The organism is Paenibacillus sp. V4I9, from assembly GCF_030817295.1.
GTDB lineage: Bacteria > Bacillota > Bacilli > Paenibacillales > NBRC-103111 > Paenibacillus_E.
The window spans coordinates 1,138,444-1,161,649 of sequence record NZ_JAUSZE010000001.1; the positions used below are offsets into that span (position 1 = coordinate 1,138,444).

The following is a 23,206-nucleotide window of genomic DNA, read 5'->3' on the forward strand; positions in this document are numbered from 1 at the left end:
CGTTTGAACCCATTTCAACTAAGCTTAGATTGTAAAACATGATAGAGGAGGGTTTAAATGAAAAAGGTTAAAAGGATTTCAGCATCAATCACTGCTATTTTTGCAATCACTGCTGTATTATCTGCTTGCGGGACCGAGAAAGCAAGTGAGGCACCCAAAGCTAGTGATGCTCCAAAAGCAACGGAAGCGGCTGCAAAGCCAAAAGATAAGATTAAAATGAAAGAATTTGATTGGTTAGAACCGGAAAACAAGGGGATCAATATTCAGAAAGATCTGCTTGCAGAATTTAATGCAAGAACAGATGTGAACGCGACTTTCGAAGTATCACATCTTCCTAGTACAGCTTTTTATCCGAAATTAAATGCTCAAATCGCCGGAAATGAAGCGCCTGATGTATACACTCTGCATGCTGCCGGAAAACTAAAAACGTATGCGGATTCAGGAAAAGTGCTGGCGCTTAATGAATATTTGGATAAAGATCCAGCGTGGAAAGATCGCTTTATCTCTGGGGCGTTTAATTTATTAACATTCAATGACAAAATTTATGGTGTTCCGGTTAATTTCGCGGCAGCTACCATGTACTACAATAAAGACATTTTCAAAAAGAATAACCTTGAGGTACCTAAGACGTACGATGAGTTAAAACATGTGATTGATGTGTTGGTTAAAAATAAAGTGACACCGATTGCAATGGGTGCCAAAGATGCTTGGGTTAGTGCCTTATTTAGTGAATTTGTAGCCAATCGGATTGGCGGTGACGCACCGTTTAATGCATTAATGGAGGGCAAAGGAACTTGGCTTGATCCTTCTTACATCGAAACAGGCCGTGTATTGCAGGAATTAACAAAAATGAAGGCGTTCCCAGAAGGGTTCCTTAGTATTGACAACAGTGCAATGACGAGCATGTTCCAAAATGGTCAAGCGGCCATGATGGTTACTGGCAGTTGGGCAATCAATACGTTGGTAAATACCGATTCCAAGGTGAAGGATGTCGTGGGCATTGCTAAATTCCCAACATTTCCGAATGGAAAAGGGGATATTGACACTTGGTTGGGTCAACCTGCATTTAACTTAGTGATAAGTTCAACGGCAAAAGACAAAGATGCAGCTGTTAAATATCTGAAAGTATGGTCCGAGGACAAAACACAAAAACGTGTTGGTGAAGAGCAAGGAGATATTCCAGCTACTAAAGTTACCTTAGATCCAGCTAAAGTGCCAGGGTTAAGTAAAGATTTAAAAGATCAAATGTCCACAATGAAAGGGATGTTCATCTTTTATGATGTGGGACTGGGTGCGAAGATTGGGGATGAATATAACAACACGATCCAATCTATCTTAGCAGGCAAATCACCGGAAGATGCATTCAAGAGCTTGCAAGCTTATACGGAGAAAAACCGCTAAACCAATAAAATTTTCTTATGGAGGGGGAAGATATTCTTCTCCCTTTTTTCATCAAAACAATAATGGAGTGGTTGTTTATGGATAAAATGCTGAGAAAAGGCTCGACCATTGCATTCTTTATAACCCCTGCCCTGTTTCTATATTCGGCTATTGTTTTCATCCCTATTATCGCATCGATTTATTTGAGCTTTTTTGATTGGGATGTTCTGAATCCGATGAAGTTTATAGGGTTGGACAATTATACGCGTATGTTTTCAGATGATGATGTGTTTTTTGTTACGATACGTAACGTGTTATTTCTCTTGGTGACAAGTTTGGTGATTCAACTGCCATTTGGTTTTTTTCTGGCCTTGATTCTGACAGGAAACGTGCGAGGGAAAGATTTCTTTAAGCTTGTTTTCATTATGCCGGCATTCCTGTCGAGTGTCGCCGTAGGTATGATGTGGACATTTATCTATCATCCGCAGATCGGTATTATTAATAATTTACTTGATTGGTTAGGGCTAGATTCACTAAAGCACCTGTGGTTGTCTGAACCCAAAACGGTGATGTGGGCAGTTACAGCGGTTGTATCTTGGCAATTTATTGGGTATACCATGATCCTGTTCATTGCAGCGATACAGAATATTTCCGAGGAAATCTTTGAGGCCGCGCGTCTTGAAGGTGCTATCGGATGGAAATTGGTATGGCATATCACCATGCCATTGCTTAAACCGATTATTAAAGTGAATACCATTCTCATTTCTATTGGTTCCTTACGGTTTTTTGATCTTGTTTATGTCATGACGGGCGGGGGGCCTGCCAATGTATCACAAACACTGGTCGGTTATTTGCAAAAGCGTTCCTTTGGTCAGTTAGAATATGGCTACGGTAATTCATTAGCTGTCATCTTACTAGTTATGTGCTTAATCGTTACGTTTGTTATTAATAAAATAATTTCCACCAAAGATATCGAAGATTGAGGAAGGAGGTACGCGTATGGAGCAAGGTTCAAAAATGATTCGTCCCATTCAAAAGCTGTTCACTTATTTATTTTTGGGATTAGGGACGCTTGTCTATATTTATCCTCTGTTTTGGCTTATTGTGAATTCACTCAAGAAAACACCGGAAATTTTTGAACGTCCATGGGAACTTCCGCTGCATTGGCTGTGGGGAAACTACATAAATGCATGGATCACAGGGGGAACAGGCCGTTATTTTTACAATTCGGTACTCATTACGACTGTCACATTACTTCTGGTCTTACTAATAGGTTCAATGGCCTCTTTTGCGATTATTAAATTAAAGTGGAAAGCATCGAAAGGCACGCTACTTTATTTTCTGATCGGTTTGATGGTTCCGCTGCAAGCAACACTCATTCCTTTGGTTATATTCTTCTCTAAATTAAATCTGATGAATTCGCAAATCGGCTTGATTCTTATTTATGTTGCCTTTGCTTTACCTACATCGATACTGGTGCTAAGCGGTTTTATGAGTTCCATTCCCAAAGAAATTATGGAAGCGGCCATTATTGATGGCTGTTCGGTTTACGGTGTTTATTGGCGAGTTTTGATGCCTTTATTGATACCGGCGCTTATGACGGTTGGCATTATGAACTTTGCTGGTATCTGGAATGAACTACTGGTTGTACTAACATTCATTAACGATGCCAAAAAGATGACACTTCCAATAGGACTTTTGAATTTTCAGGGTCAATACGCAACGGATTTTGCGCCGATGTTCGCGGCCATTGTGATGACAACCCTTCCGTCGATCCTTGTCATCTCCATTTTCAATAAACGGATTATTTCTGGTATAACAGCGGGATCTCTCAAAGGCTAATGCGCACAAACGGAAAGTAAAAAAAGACGCTCCAACCGGATGATTGCCTGGTTGGAGCGTCTTTTTATGATTTTGCCTTTTGAAAGTTAACGCTTAGATCGATAAATCTCCTTAACCAATCTGTAAGCCAGCTTTGGCTTGCGATATTCATTAAGCAGCCCCTTATTGTTAAAACTCCGCGCCCGATCACGGAAATAAGGACGGTCACTCCGCACATCGACGCGAATGTCGGCGAAGTGCCAAATCAGCGTACCGACGATGCGAGGATCCTCGCGGAAGATCTGTAAAGCCTGCTGCACAACGTCAGCTTGATAGTCTTCACTGAACAAGCGAGGCTCCCAGCCTGCATCTCCGAAGATACCAGCAGCGCCAAACTCGCTCATGATGACGGGCTTACCACTGGCACCTTGTGATTCTGCATGTTGATAATACTGCTGAAGCATGTCACGGAATCCGTTCACGTTTCCTTGATACCAGCCGTAATATTTGTTGATTCCGATGACATCGAAATAGGATAGTACAATGTCTTCTTCAGGATGCATCGTGGCGTACGTAACTAGGCGGCTGGTATCCATGCTGCGTATTTTGCTAACGAATTTCTTAGTAAGCTCCAGCGCTTCATCCGTGCGTGTATCAATTTCGTTATGGGCCCCCCAGAAAATGATCGAAGGATGATGATAATCACGGCTTATCATTTCATCTAACATGTGCAATCCGCGTTCTGCGAATAGAGGACTAGCCAGCGTTTCCTTGCTCATAAAACATCCCCACATTGGAATCTCACTCCATAAGAGCATTCCATGTTCATCAAGCAAATCGATCCAGAATTGGCTTTGCGGATAGTGTGAACCGCGAACGATGTTGCAGCCCATATCGGTCAAAATATCCAAATCCTTCAGCATGAGCTTAGGCGGAAAAGCAAATCCCCATTCGGGATGCTCTTCGTGTCGATTCACTCCCTGCAAATATAGCGCTTTGCCATTTAGGAGGATTTGACCGTTATTAACTACAATGGTGCGGAATCCTGTCCGATCGATCAAGTCATCTTCGCCTGTACGGACTACGAAGGTATACAACTCCGGTTGTCCAACATCCCATTTGCGGATGTTTTCGAGGCTCCCTCGGAGCGAAAGCTGTGAAGATTTCCCCGCCGCGATATGAACGGTTGAATCAGAGAAAGCTAGTCCTTCTGTAGAGGCACTAACAACAATTTGACGATCAACCGAGCTTAAGGAGTCTAACTTTACTTGCAGCTGGATATCGGCTGTATCTCCCTCTAGTTGATAATCAATTTTCAAGGATTCAATATAAACATCGGGCAGCTCCTGAAGCTCGACAGAACGTATGATACCACCATAAGAGTACCAATCCGCGACATCTGTAGGCAGTGTTTGCCAGTCCAAAGTACTATCCACACGAACGGTTAATTCATGCTTACCTTGCGCTAGATGAGGCAAAATCATGGAAAACTGGGTGTAGCCGCCAAAGTGGTAACCGAGGTGATGACCGTCAACATAAACATCGGCATGGTGGAGAATTCCCTCAAAGCACAGTCGAATATTGGCTTCCTGTGCGGTGTCGAAATAAGTGCGATACCATGCAGCGCCGATATAATCGTATAAGCCTAATTCATTATTCCAGCAAGAAGGAACCACAAGCTTTCGGGAATCGGTTGGAAACTTGGCATGCCATTGTTCCGTTATCCCTACATTTCCTGGATCCGTTATGAAGTCCCATAATCCATCAAGAAGTCGGGTATGGCGTAGGGAGTGTTGTTGAAAAGTACGAATCAAAGTAAAAGCCCCTTTCATGTATGTTTAGTTAAGCGTATCATGGAAGAATGGCTATTTTCTATGGATAAAGAACTTTAGTATTTGTCAAAATCGCTTTGAAGGTGGTGAATGAATGGAAACAAAAGAGCACCGGATGTATCATCTTCGTCTGACCTATGAGAAGCTGCCTGTTCCAGGCTGGAAAGACATTCGGAATACAACAGATGTTCATTCACTTTACTGGATTATGAGTGGAGAAGGAGAATTTACACATTCGTTTGATGAACAGCTATTGAATGTACAATCGGGTATGCTCTTTTACTTAAGGCCGGGTTTTACGCTGACCATGACATCATCTGTGGATAAACCGCTCTATATTCGTATGCTTCTATTTGATGCTTTCGACATCCCCTATGAGAATCAAACCTGGCTGCAGCCCGTTCATTTGGACTCACTTCAATTGCCTTTTAACAAGTTGTATTCTCCGGAGCAAGCGGTCTGGATTCAAGAGCAGTTCAAGCAGATAGGGACGTTACAGAGCCCGGACCCACACGAAAGACAGGCTGAATTCCAATATGTCCTTTCACGATTGATTCATTTCATGAGGGATACAAACACGTCAACGGACCCGTATATGAAAGCATTTCAGCAAGCGAAGTTTTGGATCGAAACCTACTATAACCGGCCCTTGAGGATGGAAGAACTCGCGCGAACCTTCCATATCTCCGTCTCTCAATTACGAAAAATGTTCATGCAGCAAGTAGGCGTTTCACCCAAAGAGTACTTGAACCGGATTCGCAATGAGAAAGCCAAAACACTGCTGCTGCTGACAGAAGAACCGATGAAAGCTATTGCGGATGCATGCGGATTTGCCGATGAATTTCATTTTGGTAAAATGTTTCGGGCGTGGAACGAAGTATCTCCGGCTCGATTCCGAACTTTGAACAAGTCCAATCGATGAGAGGGATGGAAGGGAGAGCTCTATTAGGGGAGTTTTTTCAACGGCAGAATTTATATGTTTTTGCTTTTGGGGTGAGCAAAGTTTACCCCTTTTTTAACGCTCTGGCGAAGCATGCGCGAGCGAAAGACCGCTGAGAAGTCGGAAACGTCCTTCTCAGCCCTCAACCCAGCCCTCACACGCCGTAGTCGGCAGGTGAGAGGTCTTTTTTTGCGCTCTGGCGAAGCACGCGCGAGCGAAAGCCTGCTGAGAAGTCGGAAACGTCCTTCTCAGCCCTCAACCCAGCCCTCACACGCCGTAGTCGGCAGGTGAGAGGTCTTTTTTTGCGCTCTGGCGAAGCACGCGCGAGCGAAAGCCTGCTGAGAAGTCGGAAACGTCCTTCTCAGTCCTCAACCCAGCCCTCACACGCCGTAGTCGGCAGGTGAGAGGTCTTTTTTTTGCGCTCTGGCGAAGCACGCGCGAGCGAAAGCCTGCTGAGAAGTCGGAAACGTCCTTCTCAGCCCTCAACCCAGCCCTCACATGCCGTAATCGGCAGGTGAGAGGTCTTTTTTTGCGCTCTGGCGAAGCACGTGTGAGCGAAAGACCGCTGAGAAGTCGGAAACGTCCTTCTCAGCCCTCAACCCAGCCCTCACATGCCGTAATCGGCAGGTGAGAGGTTTTTTTCATGATAGCGTGGTAAAATGGGGAATAGAACACGATTTGTTTGGAGAGGGGTCACACCAATGAGTGCCGAAATCGAAAGAAAGTTCCTATTACCCGCGTTCCCAGCGGCTGAGCTGGACAATAATGAAATCACGCTAGTTTCAAAGCAGTACATTTATCAAACGTATTTGGCCTTTTCGGAGGATCAAGAAATCAGAGTGCGCCAGCTAGTGGATCGTTCTGGATTGTCGCATTTTACACATACGTTCAAATCGGGGCATGGCTTGGTTCGGGAAGAGATTGAATATAACATCTCGGAGCCTATATATAAGCAGCTGCTTGAACGAACCGGGTTAATCCCATTGGAGAAAATTCGCACCACGGTTGAAGTTCAGGGGCTCCATTTTGAAATTGATGAGTATAAACAAGTGGATCTTCTGGTAGTCGAAGTCGAGTTTCCCGATGTTGAAGCTGCACGGCTCTTTAGAATACCTTCTTGGTTTGGGAGAGAGTTAGGAGCGGAGGAAGAATTCCGAAACAAGTCAATGTGGGTAAAACTGCAGACTGCGCGATAAATTACGTATAGTGAAAGCGGGGAAACGCATGAGATATGAATTTGATGGCTTTTTTATAAGTGATGAGAAGGAATTGCTTCAAATTGATGTCATCGCTGGTTTTCTATCCAGAAGCTATTGGGCAAATAAGCGGCCGATGACAATTATTCAAAAATCCATTGAAGCTTCGCTTTGCTTTGGCGTGTACCATGGCAGCAAGCAAATTGGTTTTGCCCGTATTGTAACCGATCATGTGACGATGTATTGGTTAGCGGATGTTTACGTGGATGAGGAGTACAGAGGTAGAAGTATTGGGAAGAGATTGATTGAGACGATTACAAACTCCGAAGATCTGAAGGACCTAGTTGGGATTCTCGGCACGAAAGATGCGCATGAGCTCTATGAGCAATATGGATTCGAACGCGATACCAATCGCTTTATGAGAAGAGTGCCGACGAACTCATAAAGTAAGTTATATTTCGTTTTCCTTACAATTGGTTAATAATCTTCATCAAGATAAACATACATAAGGCCGAGTTTATGACCCAAGTGAGGTCAGAGCTTGGTCTTTTCGCTTTTTTCTGAAGAGTGAAAGTGTTAGATTCGTTAGCGAACTATTAGCAAAAATAATGTTTAGCTAAGATTTAAAATAGATGTTTAACAACAATTACAAAGTATGATGGATGTACAGAAATGATAGCTAACATTTTCAGGAATTGCGAGGGGCCACCTATGAACCTGATACATTACTACCGCCAGCAGTTTCTCGAATTAATTTCTCAGTTCGAGCCCAATTGGGAAGAGGATCATAACTATAGATTTGGATTTCGTTGGAATTCGTATGTGAAGTCTTCTTTTAAAGAAATTTTTCAAATGACTCAATTTCCGAGCGAACCCTTGTATTTAGTGTACGCGGTTGAGCTTCCTGAAAAATATAAAAAGACGAATATTAGTGAAGTAGTCAAAAACGTTTCATCTTCGTATGAGCTGTCCTTGTATTTGTTCTCAGATAAGATGCTGTTATCCTCTTGTGTTTCTATAGAAAACCTGCAGCAGACAACACTAGGATTTGTCAATCAAGCCCGAGGGGAAATCATTGATCTTGTTTTCTCTGCGATTCAAATGCGAGTCACTTAACCGGCATTATTTTGACAAAGACGAATTCATAAGAATTTAGGTGATAAGAATGAGGAAATACCGGGTGTTAATCGTTGATGACGCCATCGTAATGAGAAATAGGATTGCGAATCTTTTTGAACAAGATGAACAATTTTCAGTGGTAGGATTCGCGGTTAATGGTGCCAATGCGCTGGATAAAATTGTAGAGCTGCAGCCGGACCTAGTAACACTGGATGTAGAGATGCCCGAGCTCGATGGACTAGCTGCTTTGCGTCAAATTATGACCTTCCATCCTGTGCCGGTTATTATGCTGAGCAGCTGCACGGAAGAATGTTCAAATGTTGCTTTGCAAGCCCTGGAGCTAGGGGCTTTGGACTTTATCCAGAAGGAAACATTATTCCAAAGTACACAGAATGCGCTGTTGGAAGAAGAATTTCTATTACGGTGTAAAACCGCAATGAGGAAGAAACTGTTCCTACGGAATGAGACGAGTATGTTGGGGAAAGAGCAGTCGATCAAAATTCACTTGGAAATGCTTACATTCCTACTTAAAATGGAAGGGGATATGCTTCATTTTCACGATGAGCTGCAGGATCAAATTAAACAACAGAATGGACTTCTCGTTAAATTTCATAAAGAGGATCATAAATTTATCTATACAACTTGGCAGGGCTCACTATTTAACCGGCTTGGTATCAAGGATAATAACGCGGTAGGCAAGGATTTGTTTACGATTTTCCCGCAAGATAAGGCCGACTTCATGGCTCCCTATTATCAAGCGGCATGGGACAATGAAGAAGTCATTGATTTCGAAACCGAATGGCATGGTTATTATTACTTAACCGTACTTCGCCCAATCAAACGAGATGGTGTAATGACAGAAATCATTTCGCTAACTGTAGATATTACGGAGTCGCGAAGCTTGGAGGAACGAATCCGCTTTTTAATCCATCATGACCCTCTGACAGGCCTTCCGAATCGACATGGGTTAAGTAAATGGATCGAGGACGCAATTGCACAGCAGGAACGTTTTGCTGTTGTATTCGTGAATTTGGATCACTTCAAGCTGGCCAACGAAACGTTAGGTCATGATACAGGGGACAGAATTCTTCAAGTTATGGCCCGCAGATTGAAAAACAGTACCATGATCAAAGATGTTTCTGTTTTCAGAGTGGGCAGTGACGAATTTATTGGTTTGGTTAAGCACCATTCGTTAGCTGAACTTGAAGGTTTCGCACATACCATTGTTCAGACTATTAATCAGCCCATTCGCATCCAAGAACATGAAATTTATATATCTCCCTCGATCGGGATTAGCCAGTATCCACAAGACGATATTGACCCTGATAATCTGATTCGTTTTGCAGATATTGCTATGGAATACGCCAAGGAACTAGGCGGTAATCAAGTTCAATATTTCAATTCGCAAATTTATGCGAAAATAGAACGTAGAATTAAGATTGAGAAGCATTTGCGAAAAGCATTGGAGAAAAATGAGTTTATTCTGGTGTACCAACCGCAGGTCAATCTATTAGTAAATCAGATCGTCGGATTTGAAAGTTTAATTCGGTGGAAAAGCCCTGAACTGGGGTGCGTATCTCCACTAGAATTTATTCCTATCGCAGAGGAAACGGGATTAATCTATCCGATTGGAAAATGGGTCCTTAGAGAAGCATGCAGCCAGAATAAGAGCTGGCAGGAGTTAGGTTTTCCTAAGGTTTCAATGGCTGTCAACTTGTCTTCTAAGCAGTTCTATGATCAGTCACTCAAAGAACAGATTAACAGCATACTTCAAGAGACAGGACTCGAACCGCAATATCTGGAATTAGAGATAACGGAAAGCATGACGATGGATGTTCAAGTTGCCTTAACGACTTTAAATAGTTTTAGAAACATGGGTCTGAAGATTGCTATGGATGACTTTGGAACGGGTTACAGCTCGCTCAGCTATTTGAAAGAATTCCCGATCCATCATTTGAAAATTGATCAATCCTTTGTGAAGGATATCTCGATTAATCCTACCAATGCAGCCATTGTAAATACGATCATTGCGCTAGCACGTAACCTAAAGCTAGTTGTGATTGCAGAAGGGGTAGAGAACGACAACGATTTAAAGATTCTGCAGGAATTCAATTGTGACACCGTACAGGGGTATTTATTTAGCCGCCCGGTAGAAGCAAGCGAAGTACCCGAGATATTTGATAGATTTACATGCAATCGAATTGCGAATACATAAGAATCATCCTAACGCCATGACAGTGACTGTCGGTTCTGTGGCGTTTTTTATTTTTCATATTTCTGGTAAAAAATAGTGTAGACCTGCCATAATTCGACATATTATAATAGATGATAGAAACAAAATAGGTATAAAGGAGGGATTTTAGTGATTAAGGTGCTTATTATCGAAGACGACATCATTATAGGACAAATGATAAGCATGTATCTTTCGGAAGATCAATTTGATGTGAAGCAATCCGTAAATGGACATGACGGATTGAGGGAAATCGTTCATTTTCAGCCTGATGTGATTTTATTGGATCTCGTTTTGCCAGATTATGAGGGGTTAGAGCTATGTGGGGCCATTAGGGGATTAAGTTTGGTTCCTATTATTGTGATATCGACGAAAACAAATATTAAGGAGAAGGTGGAGGCCTTTAATATTGGGGCTGATGACTATCTTTGTAAGCCGTTTAGCATGCAGGAGTTAAAAGCACGTATCAAAGCCTCACTTCGTATGGCGGACATACAGGTTCCGGCTATCGGTGTGTCGGAAGGGACAGAGTCAGAGTCACAATATCCTGACTTTACTCTGGATGTAGAGCGCAGATTGATTGTGATCAAAGATCAAAAAATTGATATCACCAATTCTGAATTTGAAATAATGAAACGTTTTATTCACTATCCTGGCAGAGTGTTTAGACGTGATGAGCTTATAGATACTTTATATCGGATGGGCGAAATCGTGAATGATCGCGCCATTGATGTACATATTACGAATCTCCGTAGAAAAATAGAACAGAATCCAAAGGAACCACAATATATTAAAACCGTATGGGGTGTTGGTTATAAATTTGTGCATCTTTCAGCTATTTAAGGTGTGTAATTAAGCGATGAGGTGAATAGCAGTGCTCAAAGATCTACTGAACAATTTCTCGATACTGGCTGTCTTCATTTTCTTGTCTATCGAGATTTTCTATTCTCCTAGATTAAAAGCCACATCTAGATGGAAATATCGCATACTAGCAGGTTTGCTGCATGGGATCTATGGTGTCATTCTAACTTTTCTTGGCGTACATGTTACTGCAAGACATATATTGGATTTAAAAGCGATTGCTATTCTGATGGCTACATTCATTGGTGGAGGAATTTCTGGTTTTATTGCCACAACGATTATGATTATTGGCAGGACGCTGATAGATCCTTCTGTATTTTTTCGAATCTCTACACTAGGACTACTCATATTTGCGGGTACCGCGCTAACTAATCATTTCATTCATGGTTATTGGAGAAAATGGACATTATTAATGATGTGTCCTATCAGTGTCTTGTTCGTTGATATGGTACTAATCTATCATATTCCTGTTGCCCGGTTAGTCATTCCAACGTTACTTCTGCATTTGGGAGGGGGCTTATTCGCAGCAGCGCTAATCCGCTATTTCTTAAGGGCAGAGGAGCTAAGGAGTCAAGTAAGTCATATCCAACAAGAGTTAGTGGATATTCTTCGGCTGCAGCCCGGCATTACGTTTAAACTTAATAAAAGTCATAATCAATTCATTTATACCATGATCGATGGTCAGTTATTACGAAATCTTGGACTACACCCACAAGATTTAATAAATAAAAATATACAATCAATCAAATGTTTTACCACTGAATTCACAACATTTATACTTGGGAAATTCGAAGAAGCCTGGAAGGGGAACAAAGTCGCGTATGAGAACCAAATAAAAGGGAAGATCGCCTTTACAACCTTACAACCCGTATTTGAAGGTGAGCAGGTGGTCGAGATCATCGGCTCTACGACAGATATTACAGAGCGAACAGCAGCAGAACGGCGTATTCAGGAGAGTGAAGCACGCTATCGTATCCTCGTAGAGAATTCACAGGAAGGAATTCTTGGGTTCACGAAGGAAGGCGAGATTACCTCTGTGAATCAAATTGTTTCCCTGATGACCCATGCGACAGCTGCGGACATGTTGGGCAAAAAAATAACCGGATTTCTCCCGGAAGCCGAGCAAATTCGTTGGGATTCCCATTTCCAAGAAGTCATCCGGAATGGTGGTAACGTACGATTTGAAATGAGTATTCCGTCCTCTTCAGGTGCTCTTCGAGATTATTGTGTCACGCTTTCAGTCTATCATGATGCGAGTGGCGAATTGGAAGGTATTGTTGGAACGGTTCATGATTTCACAGAGGTAACCATGCGGCATGCCGCCGATCAAGCGAATCAAGCTAAAAGCCAATTTATTGCCAAAATGAGTCATGAAATTAGAACTCCTCTGAACGGTATCATTGGTCTTTCTCAACTTCTCGGGAAAACCTCACTCTCAGACCATCAAAAGGATTATCTACATAAAATAAAATCTTCATCCCATACACTGCTGGGCATTATTAATGATGTTCTTGACCTTTCCAAAGTAGAAGCGGGAAAACTCGAAGTAGAACGAACCAGCTTTCAGTTAGATGAGCTTCTCAAGGAACTCTCCAGTATATTGAGTGTCTTATCCGATAGTCGCCAGATCGAGCTTATTTTTAATACAGCCGCTGAATTGCCCAATCATATTCTTGGGGATCCGCTGAGACTGAAGCAAGTACTGCTTAATCTTTGCAGCAATGCGATTAAATTTACTTCAGAGGGCTATGTGATGCTCCAAATTGAGTTGGAACCACACACATCCAGAGAAGAAATTAGGCTTAGCTTTACCGTAGAGGATAGTGGAATAGGTATATCTCCAGATCGTTTAGCCTTTATTTTTGATCCTTTTTCTCAGGCAGATGGATCTACGAGTCGTGAATATGGGGGAACAGGATTGGGACTTACGATCAGCCAGCATTTGATTGGGCTTATGGGCGGGTCATTAACAGCCGAGAGTGTAGAGGGTAAAGGAAGCAGATTTAAATTTACACTGCCTTTTCAAGTCATAGAGCTCGCTGATCCAGATGAATGGGACTTAACAAAAGAGCATACGACGTATCAAGTTTTGCTGGTCGAAGATCATCCCCTGATGCGCAGCACCTTACGGGACACTTTGGAGTCGTTTGCCTTGATCGTATCGGAGGTGTCATCCTGGAGAGATATGTTTGAACGGATGAAGGGGTTGGGGACCGATGACGACAAGTACGATTGTATCCTGCTTGATATGGAAATTGAAGATATGTATGGCATAGATACATGGAATACTTTTATCGAGTCGATCCAAAGAGATCAAACGCTTGTTGTATGCTTAACTTCGCCGCTTGGTAAAGAAGAAATGCTGAGACTTCCGATAAGCGCAAGACCTGATGCCATCATGGTTAAACCAATTTGCCGTTTAGAGCTTTATCAAACGTTGGAATCCTTGTTTAATCCGCACAACTCATCTCCAAGAAGCGGCAGGTCTTTGCAGGCCAAGTCCTCTAGAGTTAGCAAGACAGGGCGAATTCTTCTCGTGGAGGATAACGAAATTAATCAGCAGGTTGCTTTGGAGTTTCTGAAGGAGCATGGATTTGAGATCACGATAGCGGAAAATGGCCGGGAAGCCATTGAAAAACTGGAAGTCGACGAATACGACTTGATTTTGATGGATATTCACATGCCAGTCATGGACGGCGTTGAAGCGACAGCGTACATTCGTCAAATCCCCAACTATATGAATATACCCATCATTGGACTGACGGCCAACGTTGTTAAACAGGATCATGAAGATTATATCCGTTATGGAATGAATGACGTCATTAGTAAGCCTTTGGATATAAAGCGTCTCTTTAGTGTGATTAGTAAATGGATAGAACCGTTTACTTCAATAGGGGCTAGTCAGGCGAATACAATCTATTTTTATAGGCAGATTGAAGCGATAGATTGGCAAGCTGCACTTGCCCGTCTAGAAGGAAAAGAAAGCATTCTAATCGTCATGCTTCAGTTGTTTAAGAAAAATTATACAACTTTTGTCGAGCAGCTAACGCTAAGTATCCTTGATGAGGATTGGAAGGCTGTCAAAAGGGCTATACACACACTTATCGGAGTTGCCGGAAGTATTTCCGCAAATCGTTTGCATGAAGCAGCAAGCTACCTGGAACTTGCCATTTTGCAAAAAGATGATTTCCATGATCAGCTCATCGAAGTGGCGGAGGAAATAGAGCGTATTACCACATTTATCCCAAATGAAGCTTCTTAGTGAGTGGAACTTCATATATCAATTTCAGATAGTGAGCTGCTCATCCATTCGTCCAATAAGAATCGAAGCAAAGACCGTTGGCGACGTTTCTATGTGTGTCATTACATGAAGAAAGCTAACTCTTTTTACAGCCAAGGCTGGAAAAGGTTAGCTTATTTTATTTATACATACACATATATAGGAGCGTTGGTTATGCGAGGCAAGTATCCGGGTAAGCTACGACTGTTGGCGTGATCATCTTGTCTGAAACGATGAATTTAATCAAAAATAACTATAATTAAACTCGCCAACTTACACATACAGGAACTTCATACCCTACAAGAGAACAGTGTTAATAAGACTATGAACTAGAAGGAGATAGATGAATGGAAAATGAGTTGGAGAAATGGATCATAGAGGCAGATATAGCAAGTATGCAGCAAGCAATGAGCACAGGTAGGGTTACTTCGGAACAATTGGTTCATATATATCTAACCCGCATAGAAAAGTATGACGCCATATTAAATGCCATTTTAGAAATAAATCCAGATGCTTTAGACATAGCCAAAGCTTTAGATGAAGAACGTAAAGAGAAGGGCAGTCGTGGATCCCTGCATGGTATCCCTATTCTGCTGAAGGATAATATCGATACACACGATCGTATGCATACTAGCGCCGGTTCTATCGCATTAGCAGAATCCTTCGCAGCAGCCGATTCCTCCGTGGCAGATCAGCTTCGAGCGGCGGGGGCTGTGCTGCTTGGTAAAACGAATATGACCGAATGGGCAGGCTACATGTCAGGCGATATTTGGGCGGGCTATAGCTCAAGAGGTGGTCTCACCTTAAATCCTTACGGCCCTGGCGAATTATTCGTAGGCGGTTCAAGCTCAGGCTCAGCAGCGGCCACGGCAGCGAATCTAGCAGCAGCGGCGATTGGAACGGAAACGTCGGGCTCTATCATCAGTCCTTCCAGCCAGAATAGCTTAGTTGGCATTAAGCCAACGATTGGACTAGTAAGCCGAACGGGCATCATCCCAATTGCTCATAGTCAGGACACAGCGGGGCCTATAGCAAGAACGGTCAGCGATGCAGCGATTTTGCTCGGCGCTTTAACCAACATGGATGAGCACGATGTTGAGACGTTAGCGAGTAAGGGGTGTACTTTCCTAGACTATACCCCATTCTTAGACGCCAATTATTTGCAGCAAGCTAGAATAGGGATCCCGAGATTTTATTATCAAGAATTAGATAAAGCTCGGCTTGATATTGTGGAGGCGGCTATCGCCGTTTTGAAACAAAAGGGTGCGACTATTGTTGATCCGGTAGAACTTCCGTGCGAACAGATGGACTGGGATGGTAATGTCATGAGGTATGAATTTAAGAAAGACTTGAATGATTATTTAGCCCAGTTGCCCGGCTCGATTCCCGTTCATTCTTTGGCAGATGTCATTGCCTACAATGAAGCACATGCAGATCAAGCATTGAAATATGGACAAGGAACCTTAATCTGGTCAGAGGAAACGAGCGGGACATTAACGGAACAAGCCTATTTAGACAGCAAAAAGAGGGATAAAGAGATGTCGCGCGACCAGGGGATTGATCATGTTTTAGAGAAACATCATCTGGACGCTCTGCTATTTCTAGGATTTGTGGGTGGGGCTGATCTTGCGGCAAGAGCCGGTTACCCGTCCATTACTGTACCGGGAGGGTATGCTGCAACGGGGATTATCGCACCAGGCGGGTACACAACGAAGGGACCACAAGGTATCACTTTTGTAGGAACGGCTTTTAGCGAGCCCACTTTGATTAAAATTGCTTATGGGTTTGAGCAAGCGGCGAAACATCGCATTCAACCCGAGTTAGCAACTGCTGCGAAAGTAGAGGTAGAATAAAATGATGAATCTAAGAACAATGGTTGTTGGATTAACCAACGATCATGTGGCTAAGGCATTCATGCGGTTATGGGAGCATGAGGAAGGAACATTAAAAGTTTGGCGAGCAAGCTCTAACTTCGTATATCGATTTGAAAATAAAGGTAAGAATTTTTTTTGAGGTTTTCTTTTGAAAGAGCACAGACTCTGGAGCATGTAGAGGCTGAACTTGATTTCATAAATTACTTAGCCTTATCTCATTATCCTACAATTGTGCCTATACGTTCTAGCGAGGGTAAGCTAGTTGAAAGAGTAACGACAAGTGAAGGGGCATATATTGGTGTTGTGTTCAGTGATGCGGAAGGGGAAAGTTTATATTGTGATCAAATGAACGATTCGCAGATGGAGGCATGGGGGAAATCACTTGGCAGCTTGCATGCAAGGTCACAGGTATATGAACCTGCTAAAGGAATAAAGCGTCAGGATTGGCGGGATGGACTGGATTATATTGCAGTGGCATTAGATCATCATCCACATGAAAAAGAAGCCTTGATGGAGCTGGATAACCTGAGGATTTGGCTTTATTCTTTAAAACAATCCAAACATGAGTATGGTCTCATTCATTATGATTTTCAACAGGATAACATTTTCTGGCATGCAAGTACGTCGCAATTTCATGTTATTGATTTTGATGATGCTATGTATCATTGGTATGCGATGGATATTGTTGCAGCTCTTGCCGACGTGTTGGATAATACAGAGAGGGATTCCAGCAGCCAGGTTGAAAGCTTTCTGAGAGGCTATAAGGCGATATGTCCATTAGACAAGCAAATGATAGAACAATTTCCAAAGTTCCTAAGGTTCTCTAAGCTCTTTAGCTTTTCAAGAATCTTAACAGCTTTGGAGGATAGTGATCTATCAAATACGCCACCATGGTATGCAGGATTGAAATTAAAGCTCATGACAATGACGGACGAAATGAGACTTGGTTTCGGCAACCCATGGTGACCTACTGATCAGCGGTACATGAGGAGGATCACAACTTGGAAATAAGGCGTTTATGGCAACCAGATATACCGCAAGTACAAGCATTAATGATGGACGTGGTGTCACGTCTTCCTTCTGATGCGCTTTATTCGATGGACCGTTTGGAGGCACTATACGAATATGTCCAAGACAAGGGAGAGATGTATGGCACTTATCAAGGCGAAAAGCTTGTTGCATATACGGTTATCGCATTTCCCGGTTTAAGTGCCAATAATCTCGGACGAGAGTTTGGAGTGCCGGAAGCAGATCTACCAAGAGTTGCTTCTCTAGAAGGAACTATTGTCCATGAATCGGTCAGGGGACAAGGTCTGCAGCGGCATTTTCATGCTTTGAGGGAACAGCGAGCGCGGGAACAAGGTATGTTATACCTCTACGCAACCGTGCATCCTGACAATGGAATAAGTCGTCAAAACTTAGAAGCAGCAGGCTTCATACTTCAATTCACCCGCCTGATGTATGGCGGTCTTCTAAGGCATTGCTATGCGAAGAAGCTTGAAGTACTTGAATTGCTAGACTAGGATGTTAGTGGATAACGGCAAGTTCTCTAACTTTTTTCCACGCATCCAAATGCTTTTCCAAATTACCGACTAAGGTATTGAGATCATTCAGAAATTGTTCTTTATCTTGGGCATCGACGTCTAAGGCTGCAACTTGAAAATCACTAGGTGCAGGAAATGCGTTAAGCATTTGCAGTAGTTTGGCTTGAATTGGGCTAGTTGTTGGGTTAGTTGAAGCTGCAGGAAGCCCGCTTTGTACCGGCATTTCTGTTTTATTGTCCGAGACTATTTCCTTGGCTTTCTCCGCTTTCTCCACTTTTGTCGGAGCTTTTGTAGCTGCAGGCTTGGCGCGTTCTGCTCGGTTGTTTTGAAAGACGGACCAAGTTTCGACCAGATCATGACCTGATTTATAGAGAAGCTTCCCTTTGGTGCTCTCTGAAATATCTTTATCTTTGAACATGCGAGCAATCTTTTTGACATCACTAACAGGCATTTCATCTCTGGCAATAATCAAAGCAAGCGGATCGCGGTGCTCGATCGGTAAATCTTTGATAGGCAGCAGCTGGTCCTCGGTCAACTTGTCTTTTCGAATTTCTGTGCCGCTTACTATCAGTTTCTTAACTGAATTTCCAAACTTTAACAAATCACATTTGTTTTTGATGTAAGTTTCCGGCTTGCCAAGTTTGCTAGAAAGGTATTTAATAGAGGAACTGAACTTGGAATCATTCATAAGTTTGTGGAAGGCCTCGGCTTCCTCAATGGGGGAAAAGCCTTCCCTTGTCAGATTCTCCGCAATCTGTTCTAAATAAATCTCCAACTCATCCGTTACGGTCGATACGATACAGGACATGGTTGGGCGTCCCAGCATTTTGCTAGCTTTGTATCTCCGGTTCCCGTAAATAATTTTGTACCGGTTGTCTGCCGTTGTTCTCACTTTAATCGGAGAGAGTAAGCCGATCTCCTCGATGCTTTTCATTAATTCTTGGAGCGCCTCTTCATCAAATTGATATCTGGGCTGATCCGTATCCTCGTCAATTAAATGCATGGGAATTTCATGTATATCCATATTCATTTCTCCATTCGTTCAGGTTGTCCTTGGATTATTATATAACAAGGAACAAAATCGTGGAAATGCTAATCATGGTGCTAGATAGGAGGTCAATCATGTTTTCATGTAAAATAAGTGATGAACTCGAAATAAAAATACTAGAAGTCAGGCATGCAGATGCCTTATTCCATTGGACGGATAACTTCAAGAGCCGCTCAGTTCCGGTGAGGTTGAAATTCAAGCATGAAGGAACAATTAGACAGGCCGAGTTCAGTTATAATACCTTTCATGATCATGAGGTTTATGGGATTTTGGCAGAAGAATGGGAGTAAATAAAGTGGGAACTTTAGCAAAACGCACCAAACTGCATTACGGCTGGATTGTTGTCCTGGTGACCTTCTTTACCTTGATTGTATCGGCGGGTATACGCTCGGTACCTAGCATTTTCATGCTTCCCTTTGAAAAAGAGTTCGGATGGGGCCGCGCGGATGTATCCTCCGTTGTCTCCATTAATATTTTTTTGTATGGTCTGATGGGGCCTTTCTCCGCTGCATTGATGGAGCGTTTTGGTACCCGTCGGGTGGTGCTGATCTCCCTCATTTGCATCGCGGCCAGCCTTTCGCTGACGCCTATGATCACGGCTTTGTGGCAGTTTCATTTGCTTTGGGGGGTCGTTGTGGGGCTTGGAACGGGTTCACTTGCCAACGTGCTCGGTGTCACGATCGCGAATCGATGGTTCACTCAGAATAAAGGCGTAGTGGTTGGCATTCTGACAGCCAGCGCGGCGACAGGGCAGCTGCTATTTCTACCTCTTCTGGCTAAAATAACGGTGGACGTCGGTTGGCGCTATGCCATTTATACAGCGATCGCTGTGATCGCGGTGTTAATCCCTGTTGTAGCGATCTGGATGCGCAATCATCCCTATGACATAGGTGCTGCTCCCTATGGGTCTGATCAAGTCGTCAAGCCTGCCGAATTCAAAGGCAACCTGTTTATGACTCCTCTGCTTACCCTTCGAGATGCCAGTAAGAACAAGGCATTCTGGCTGCTTGCGGGGACGTTCTTTTTCTGCGGGTTCTCCACGAATGGGTTAATTGGTACGCATCTTATTCCCGCCTGTGGGGATTTTGGCATTCCTGAAGTAACCGCAGCGGGATTGCTGGCGCTTATGGGCATCTTTGACTTGGTCGGGACGACAATGTCCGGTTGGTTGACCGACCGATTTGACGGCCGTTGGCTGCTGTTTTGGTACTATGGGCTTCGCGGAATTTCGCTTATTTTTCTGCCGCAAGCGCTCGGATTAGGCTATACGGAGCTTCTTATTTTTGCCGTTTTCTACGGATTAGATTGGATTGCAACCGTTCCGCCAACCGTGAAGATCGCATCGGATATTTTCGGCAAGGAGAAGGCAGGCATGGTCTTTGGTTGGATTGTAGTCGCTCACCAGCTAGGGGCATCCTTTGCTGCTTATGAAGCAGGTCTGCTGAGAGATTTGCTCGGCAGCTATTCGCTACCTTTTCTTATGGCGGGCTTCGTATGTATGATTGCTGCCATCATGGCTATACGTATTCAACGTACAGGAACGACAGCCAGGGCGTTGTAAAATCGGAAAACAAGAAGGGCCTAGCCATTTTGGCTAGGTCCTTCTTGTTGTTTTTCATCCATTTTTGCAAAGTAATACCAAATTCAATAAAAAGATTGCATCGGAAGGTTTATAGATGAAATAATAGAGGATAATGATGTCGAATTGTGACATAAAACTTTCATATGACTTAGGAGTAGAGTAGCATGAAAATGATTCAAAACACGATAATAGCTCTAATTTTCGTCATATTAGTTTCATCGTCAGAGTTTGTTCTTAATAAGTATAAGGACTCCTTACTCCATGAGCTTGAAATTACGGAACAGTCGCAATTATCCTCAAGAGCATTGGCATTACAATCCGTTATTGACCGTAATTTTAATATGATGGTAAGCCTGGAAGCTTATGTGGATGCGAGTTACTTGCAAAACAAAGACGATAAAGAAGTCATGGAATTCATTGCATCTCTTTATCATGGCGCTCAGGGATCAACGTTTAATTTAATTATTGCACCTAAAGGAGTTATGAAGTTCGTTTATCCGATTCAGGGTAACGAAAGTATATATAATTGGGATTTGCTGCAGGATCCCCGTACAAATATTCAACAGCAAATTTCAAAAGCTTTGCAAACTAAAAAAATGACAATGAATGGCCCGTTTAAATTACTTCAAGGTATTAATGGTTTAGTCGCTCGAAAGCCAATCTATCAAGATGGTGTTTTTTGGGGCTTCGTATCTGTGGGTGTAAATCTGGATCAACTACTTGTCGAAGCAGGAATTAAGAATAGAGATACAGGGGATCTACAGATTTCCATCCGCAATCCTGGCGAGCCTGCGTTCTATGGTGACGATTCTATTTTTCAAGAAAACCCGATGATAGCCACCATTGAGCATACGGAGACGAAATGGGAGCTTGCTGCGCTGCCGCAGGCAAGTGCTGTTCAGAATATTAAGCGGCAAATCATATTAATACGCAGCTCTTTTATGCTTGTTCTGCTTATCGGCCTCATCTTTATCCTGTATATCGTTAGACAGCGGGATAAGTTAAGCGGAGCGGTAAATGAGCGCACACAAGAGTTACAGTTTGCAAATGAGGATTTGACTGCTGCGAATGAAGAGCTTTTGGCAGGACAACAGGAATTGTATGATTCAACCAAACGCTTGCTGGAATCCGAACAAATGTTATCGTATATGGCTTATCATGATGTTCTGACAGGGATACATAATCGAGCCCATTTTCAAATGATCTTGAAAGAACAAATTGTACACAACGAAATTAATCATACATCCCTTGCTATGCTTTTCTTTGATCTGGATAACTTCAAGATGGTTAATGATTCGCATGGTCATCATATGGGCGATCTTATGCTGCAGGAAGTTGCTAATCGTATAGGGCAATCTAACCTTCCCTTTCATACATTTGCCAGATTTGGTGGGGACGAGTTTGCCATCCTGCTAGAAGATTGTCCAAGTGAGAAGGAGATTCAACTCTTCTGTGAACAATTAATAGATATCTTAAAGCCGCCTTGTTTGTTATCGAATCGCTCTTTTTTCATTAGTGCCAGTATTGGTATCGTGCAGTATCCTTATGGGGGTGTAACTTGGGAAGCATTGCTCAAGAATGCGGATATTGCCATGTACATAGCCAAAAAAGAGAGCGGCAGCTCATACAGCTTCTTTAATCAGCAGATGGCCATGAATTCCCTATCAAAGCTGGAGATGGGAAATCATCTGCGTCAATCACTTGACCGGAATGAACTCGAAATTGTGTACCAACCGCAGGTAGATTGTTTATTGGGCAAAATTATTGGTGTTGAAGCACTCTTGCGTTGGAATCATACGACCAAAGGTTATATTTCTCCCGCTGACTTCATTCCTCTAGCAGAAGAAATAGGTACGATTGCTAGTATTGGTGATTGGGTGCTGAGAGGTGCTTGCAAGCAGATGAAGGTTTGGCACAGCATGACGATTGAACCTTTAGCTATTTCCGTCAATCTATCGGTCAAACAGCTGAATGATGAACGTTTTGTTGATAAAGTGAAACAAATTTTAGAGGAGACAGGCCTGGAAGCTAAGTATTTGGAAATGGAAATTACCGAAAATTTCGCAATGCAGGATGAGCAGCTGGACGCACTTAGCAAGCTTCGCCAACTGGGCATTGCGATATCGGTCGACGATTTCGGTACACATTACTCCTCTCTAAGTTATTTGAAAAGGTTCCCAGTCACCAAAATCAAATTGGACCAATCATTTGTCCGCGGCGTACAAACGGATGACAAGGATCGAGCGATGATCAAAGCGATTATTTCCGTAGCCAATTCGTTTCAACTGCAAATTATTGCGGAAGGTGTTGAAACAAAAGAACAGGCGGACTTCTTAGTCGCGAATGGCTGCAGTCAAATTCAAGGCTACTACTTCTACCGGCCTATGACTGCCGAGCAAGCACTGCCTGTGTTACAGGAATGTTTACAGCCTAAGCTTGCCTTTCTTGAATCAAACCCATCTGGCCATATTGAATAAAAATAAACAAAAATCTCCCCCG

Annotated in this window: 18 protein-coding genes; 16 read left to right on the forward strand and 2 right to left on the reverse strand. The window is 42.9% G+C overall.

The annotated features are described in order from the left end of the window. Window positions 1–57: 57 nt before the first annotated feature. From QFZ81_RS05610 to QFZ81_RS05620, 3 genes are all read left to right on the forward strand, one after another. A complete protein-coding gene (locus QFZ81_RS05610; RefSeq protein WP_307447107.1) occupies window positions 58–1,401 on the forward strand; it encodes an ABC transporter substrate-binding protein in 1,344 nt (447 codons plus the stop codon). 77 nt (window positions 1,402–1,478) lie between these two features. Continuing rightward, a complete protein-coding gene (locus tag QFZ81_RS05615) occupies window positions 1,479–2,363 on the forward strand; it encodes a carbohydrate ABC transporter permease (RefSeq protein ID WP_307447104.1) in 885 nt (294 codons plus the stop codon). Window positions 2,364–2,379: 16 nt separating this feature from the next. Next, entirely contained in the window at window positions 2,380–3,222 is an 843-nt protein-coding gene (locus QFZ81_RS05620; RefSeq protein WP_307601861.1) for a carbohydrate ABC transporter permease, read from the forward strand. 86 nt (window positions 3,223–3,308) lie between these two features. Here the strand turns inward: QFZ81_RS05620 and QFZ81_RS05625 are convergent, their stop codons facing one another. Beyond that, complete coding sequence (locus QFZ81_RS05625; protein ID WP_307601863.1) at window positions 3,309–5,015, reverse strand: glycoside hydrolase family 2 protein; 1,707 nt, start codon at window positions 5,013–5,015, stop codon at window positions 3,309–3,311. Window positions 5,016–5,127: 112 nt separating this feature from the next. Here QFZ81_RS05625 and QFZ81_RS05630 point away from each other — a divergent pair, with 112 nt between their 5' ends. The 10 genes from QFZ81_RS05630 to QFZ81_RS05675 all read left to right on the forward strand — a co-directional run bounded on the left by QFZ81_RS05630 (window position 5,128) and on the right by QFZ81_RS05675 (window position 18,056). Next, window positions 5,128–5,955 carry an AraC family transcriptional regulator gene (locus tag QFZ81_RS05630; RefSeq protein WP_307601865.1) on the forward strand — a complete coding sequence of 276 codons (828 nt, stop codon included), beginning with the start codon at window positions 5,128–5,130 and terminating at the stop codon, window positions 5,953–5,955. A gap of 719 nt (window positions 5,956–6,674) precedes the next feature. Next, complete coding sequence (locus tag QFZ81_RS05635; protein WP_307601868.1) at window positions 6,675–7,169, forward strand: CYTH domain-containing protein; 495 nt, start codon at window positions 6,675–6,677, stop codon at window positions 7,167–7,169. Window positions 7,170–7,197: 28 nt separating this feature from the next. Continuing rightward, window positions 7,198–7,614, forward strand: a complete 417-nt coding sequence (locus QFZ81_RS05640) for a GNAT family N-acetyltransferase (protein ID WP_307601870.1) — start codon at window positions 7,198–7,200, stop codon at window positions 7,612–7,614. Window positions 7,615–7,880: 266 nt separating this feature from the next. Then, window positions 7,881–8,285, forward strand: a complete 405-nt coding sequence (locus tag QFZ81_RS05645) for a hypothetical protein (protein ID WP_307447088.1) — start codon at window positions 7,881–7,883, stop codon at window positions 8,283–8,285. A 64-nt stretch (window positions 8,286–8,349) separates the two neighbouring features. Then, a complete protein-coding gene (locus QFZ81_RS05650) occupies window positions 8,350–10,503 on the forward strand; it encodes an EAL domain-containing protein (RefSeq protein WP_307601872.1) in 2,154 nt (717 codons plus the stop codon). A gap of 147 nt (window positions 10,504–10,650) precedes the next feature. Next, on the forward strand, window positions 10,651–11,361 hold the full coding sequence (locus tag QFZ81_RS05655; RefSeq protein ID WP_307447082.1) for a response regulator transcription factor: 711 nt from the start codon (window positions 10,651–10,653) through the stop codon (window positions 11,359–11,361). Window positions 11,362–11,392: 31 nt separating this feature from the next. After that, a complete protein-coding gene (locus QFZ81_RS05660) occupies window positions 11,393–14,641 on the forward strand; it encodes a response regulator (protein ID WP_307601874.1) in 3,249 nt (1,082 codons plus the stop codon). Window positions 14,642–15,006: 365 nt separating this feature from the next. Further along, window positions 15,007–16,512: an amidase family protein gene (locus QFZ81_RS05665; RefSeq protein WP_307601876.1), complete on the forward strand. Its 1,506-nt coding sequence runs from the start codon at window positions 15,007–15,009 to the stop codon at window positions 16,510–16,512. Window positions 16,513–16,668: 156 nt separating this feature from the next. Beyond that, on the forward strand, window positions 16,669–17,499 hold the full coding sequence (locus QFZ81_RS05670; RefSeq protein WP_307601878.1) for a phosphotransferase enzyme family protein: 831 nt from the start codon (window positions 16,669–16,671) through the stop codon (window positions 17,497–17,499). 35 nt (window positions 17,500–17,534) lie between these two features. Next, window positions 17,535–18,056 carry a GNAT family N-acetyltransferase gene (locus QFZ81_RS05675; RefSeq protein WP_307601880.1) on the forward strand — a complete coding sequence of 174 codons (522 nt, stop codon included), beginning with the start codon at window positions 17,535–17,537 and terminating at the stop codon, window positions 18,054–18,056. Window positions 18,057–18,060: 4 nt separating this feature from the next. On the opposite strand, the gene QFZ81_RS05680 is transcribed toward QFZ81_RS05675, so the two are convergent. Continuing rightward, window positions 18,061–19,101, reverse strand: coding sequence for a ParB/RepB/Spo0J family partition protein (locus QFZ81_RS05680; RefSeq protein ID WP_307447067.1), 1,041 nt, complete (start codon window positions 19,099–19,101; stop codon window positions 18,061–18,063). Window positions 19,102–19,199: 98 nt separating this feature from the next. Between QFZ81_RS05680 and QFZ81_RS05685 the strand changes: the two genes are divergently transcribed. From QFZ81_RS05685 to QFZ81_RS05695, 3 genes are all read left to right on the forward strand, one after another. Beyond that, window positions 19,200–19,415: a GNAT family N-acetyltransferase gene (locus tag QFZ81_RS05685; protein ID WP_307447064.1), complete on the forward strand. Its 216-nt coding sequence runs from the start codon at window positions 19,200–19,202 to the stop codon at window positions 19,413–19,415. Between the two features lie 5 nt (window positions 19,416–19,420). After that, the gene (locus tag QFZ81_RS05690) at window positions 19,421–20,686 is read left to right on the forward strand and encodes an MFS transporter (RefSeq protein ID WP_307447062.1); all 1,266 of its coding nucleotides are present in this window, start codon (window positions 19,421–19,423) and stop codon (window positions 20,684–20,686) included. A gap of 185 nt (window positions 20,687–20,871) precedes the next feature. After that, window positions 20,872–23,184: a bifunctional diguanylate cyclase/phosphodiesterase gene (locus tag QFZ81_RS05695; protein ID WP_307447058.1), complete on the forward strand. Its 2,313-nt coding sequence runs from the start codon at window positions 20,872–20,874 to the stop codon at window positions 23,182–23,184. Window positions 23,185–23,206: the final 22 nt, after the last annotated feature.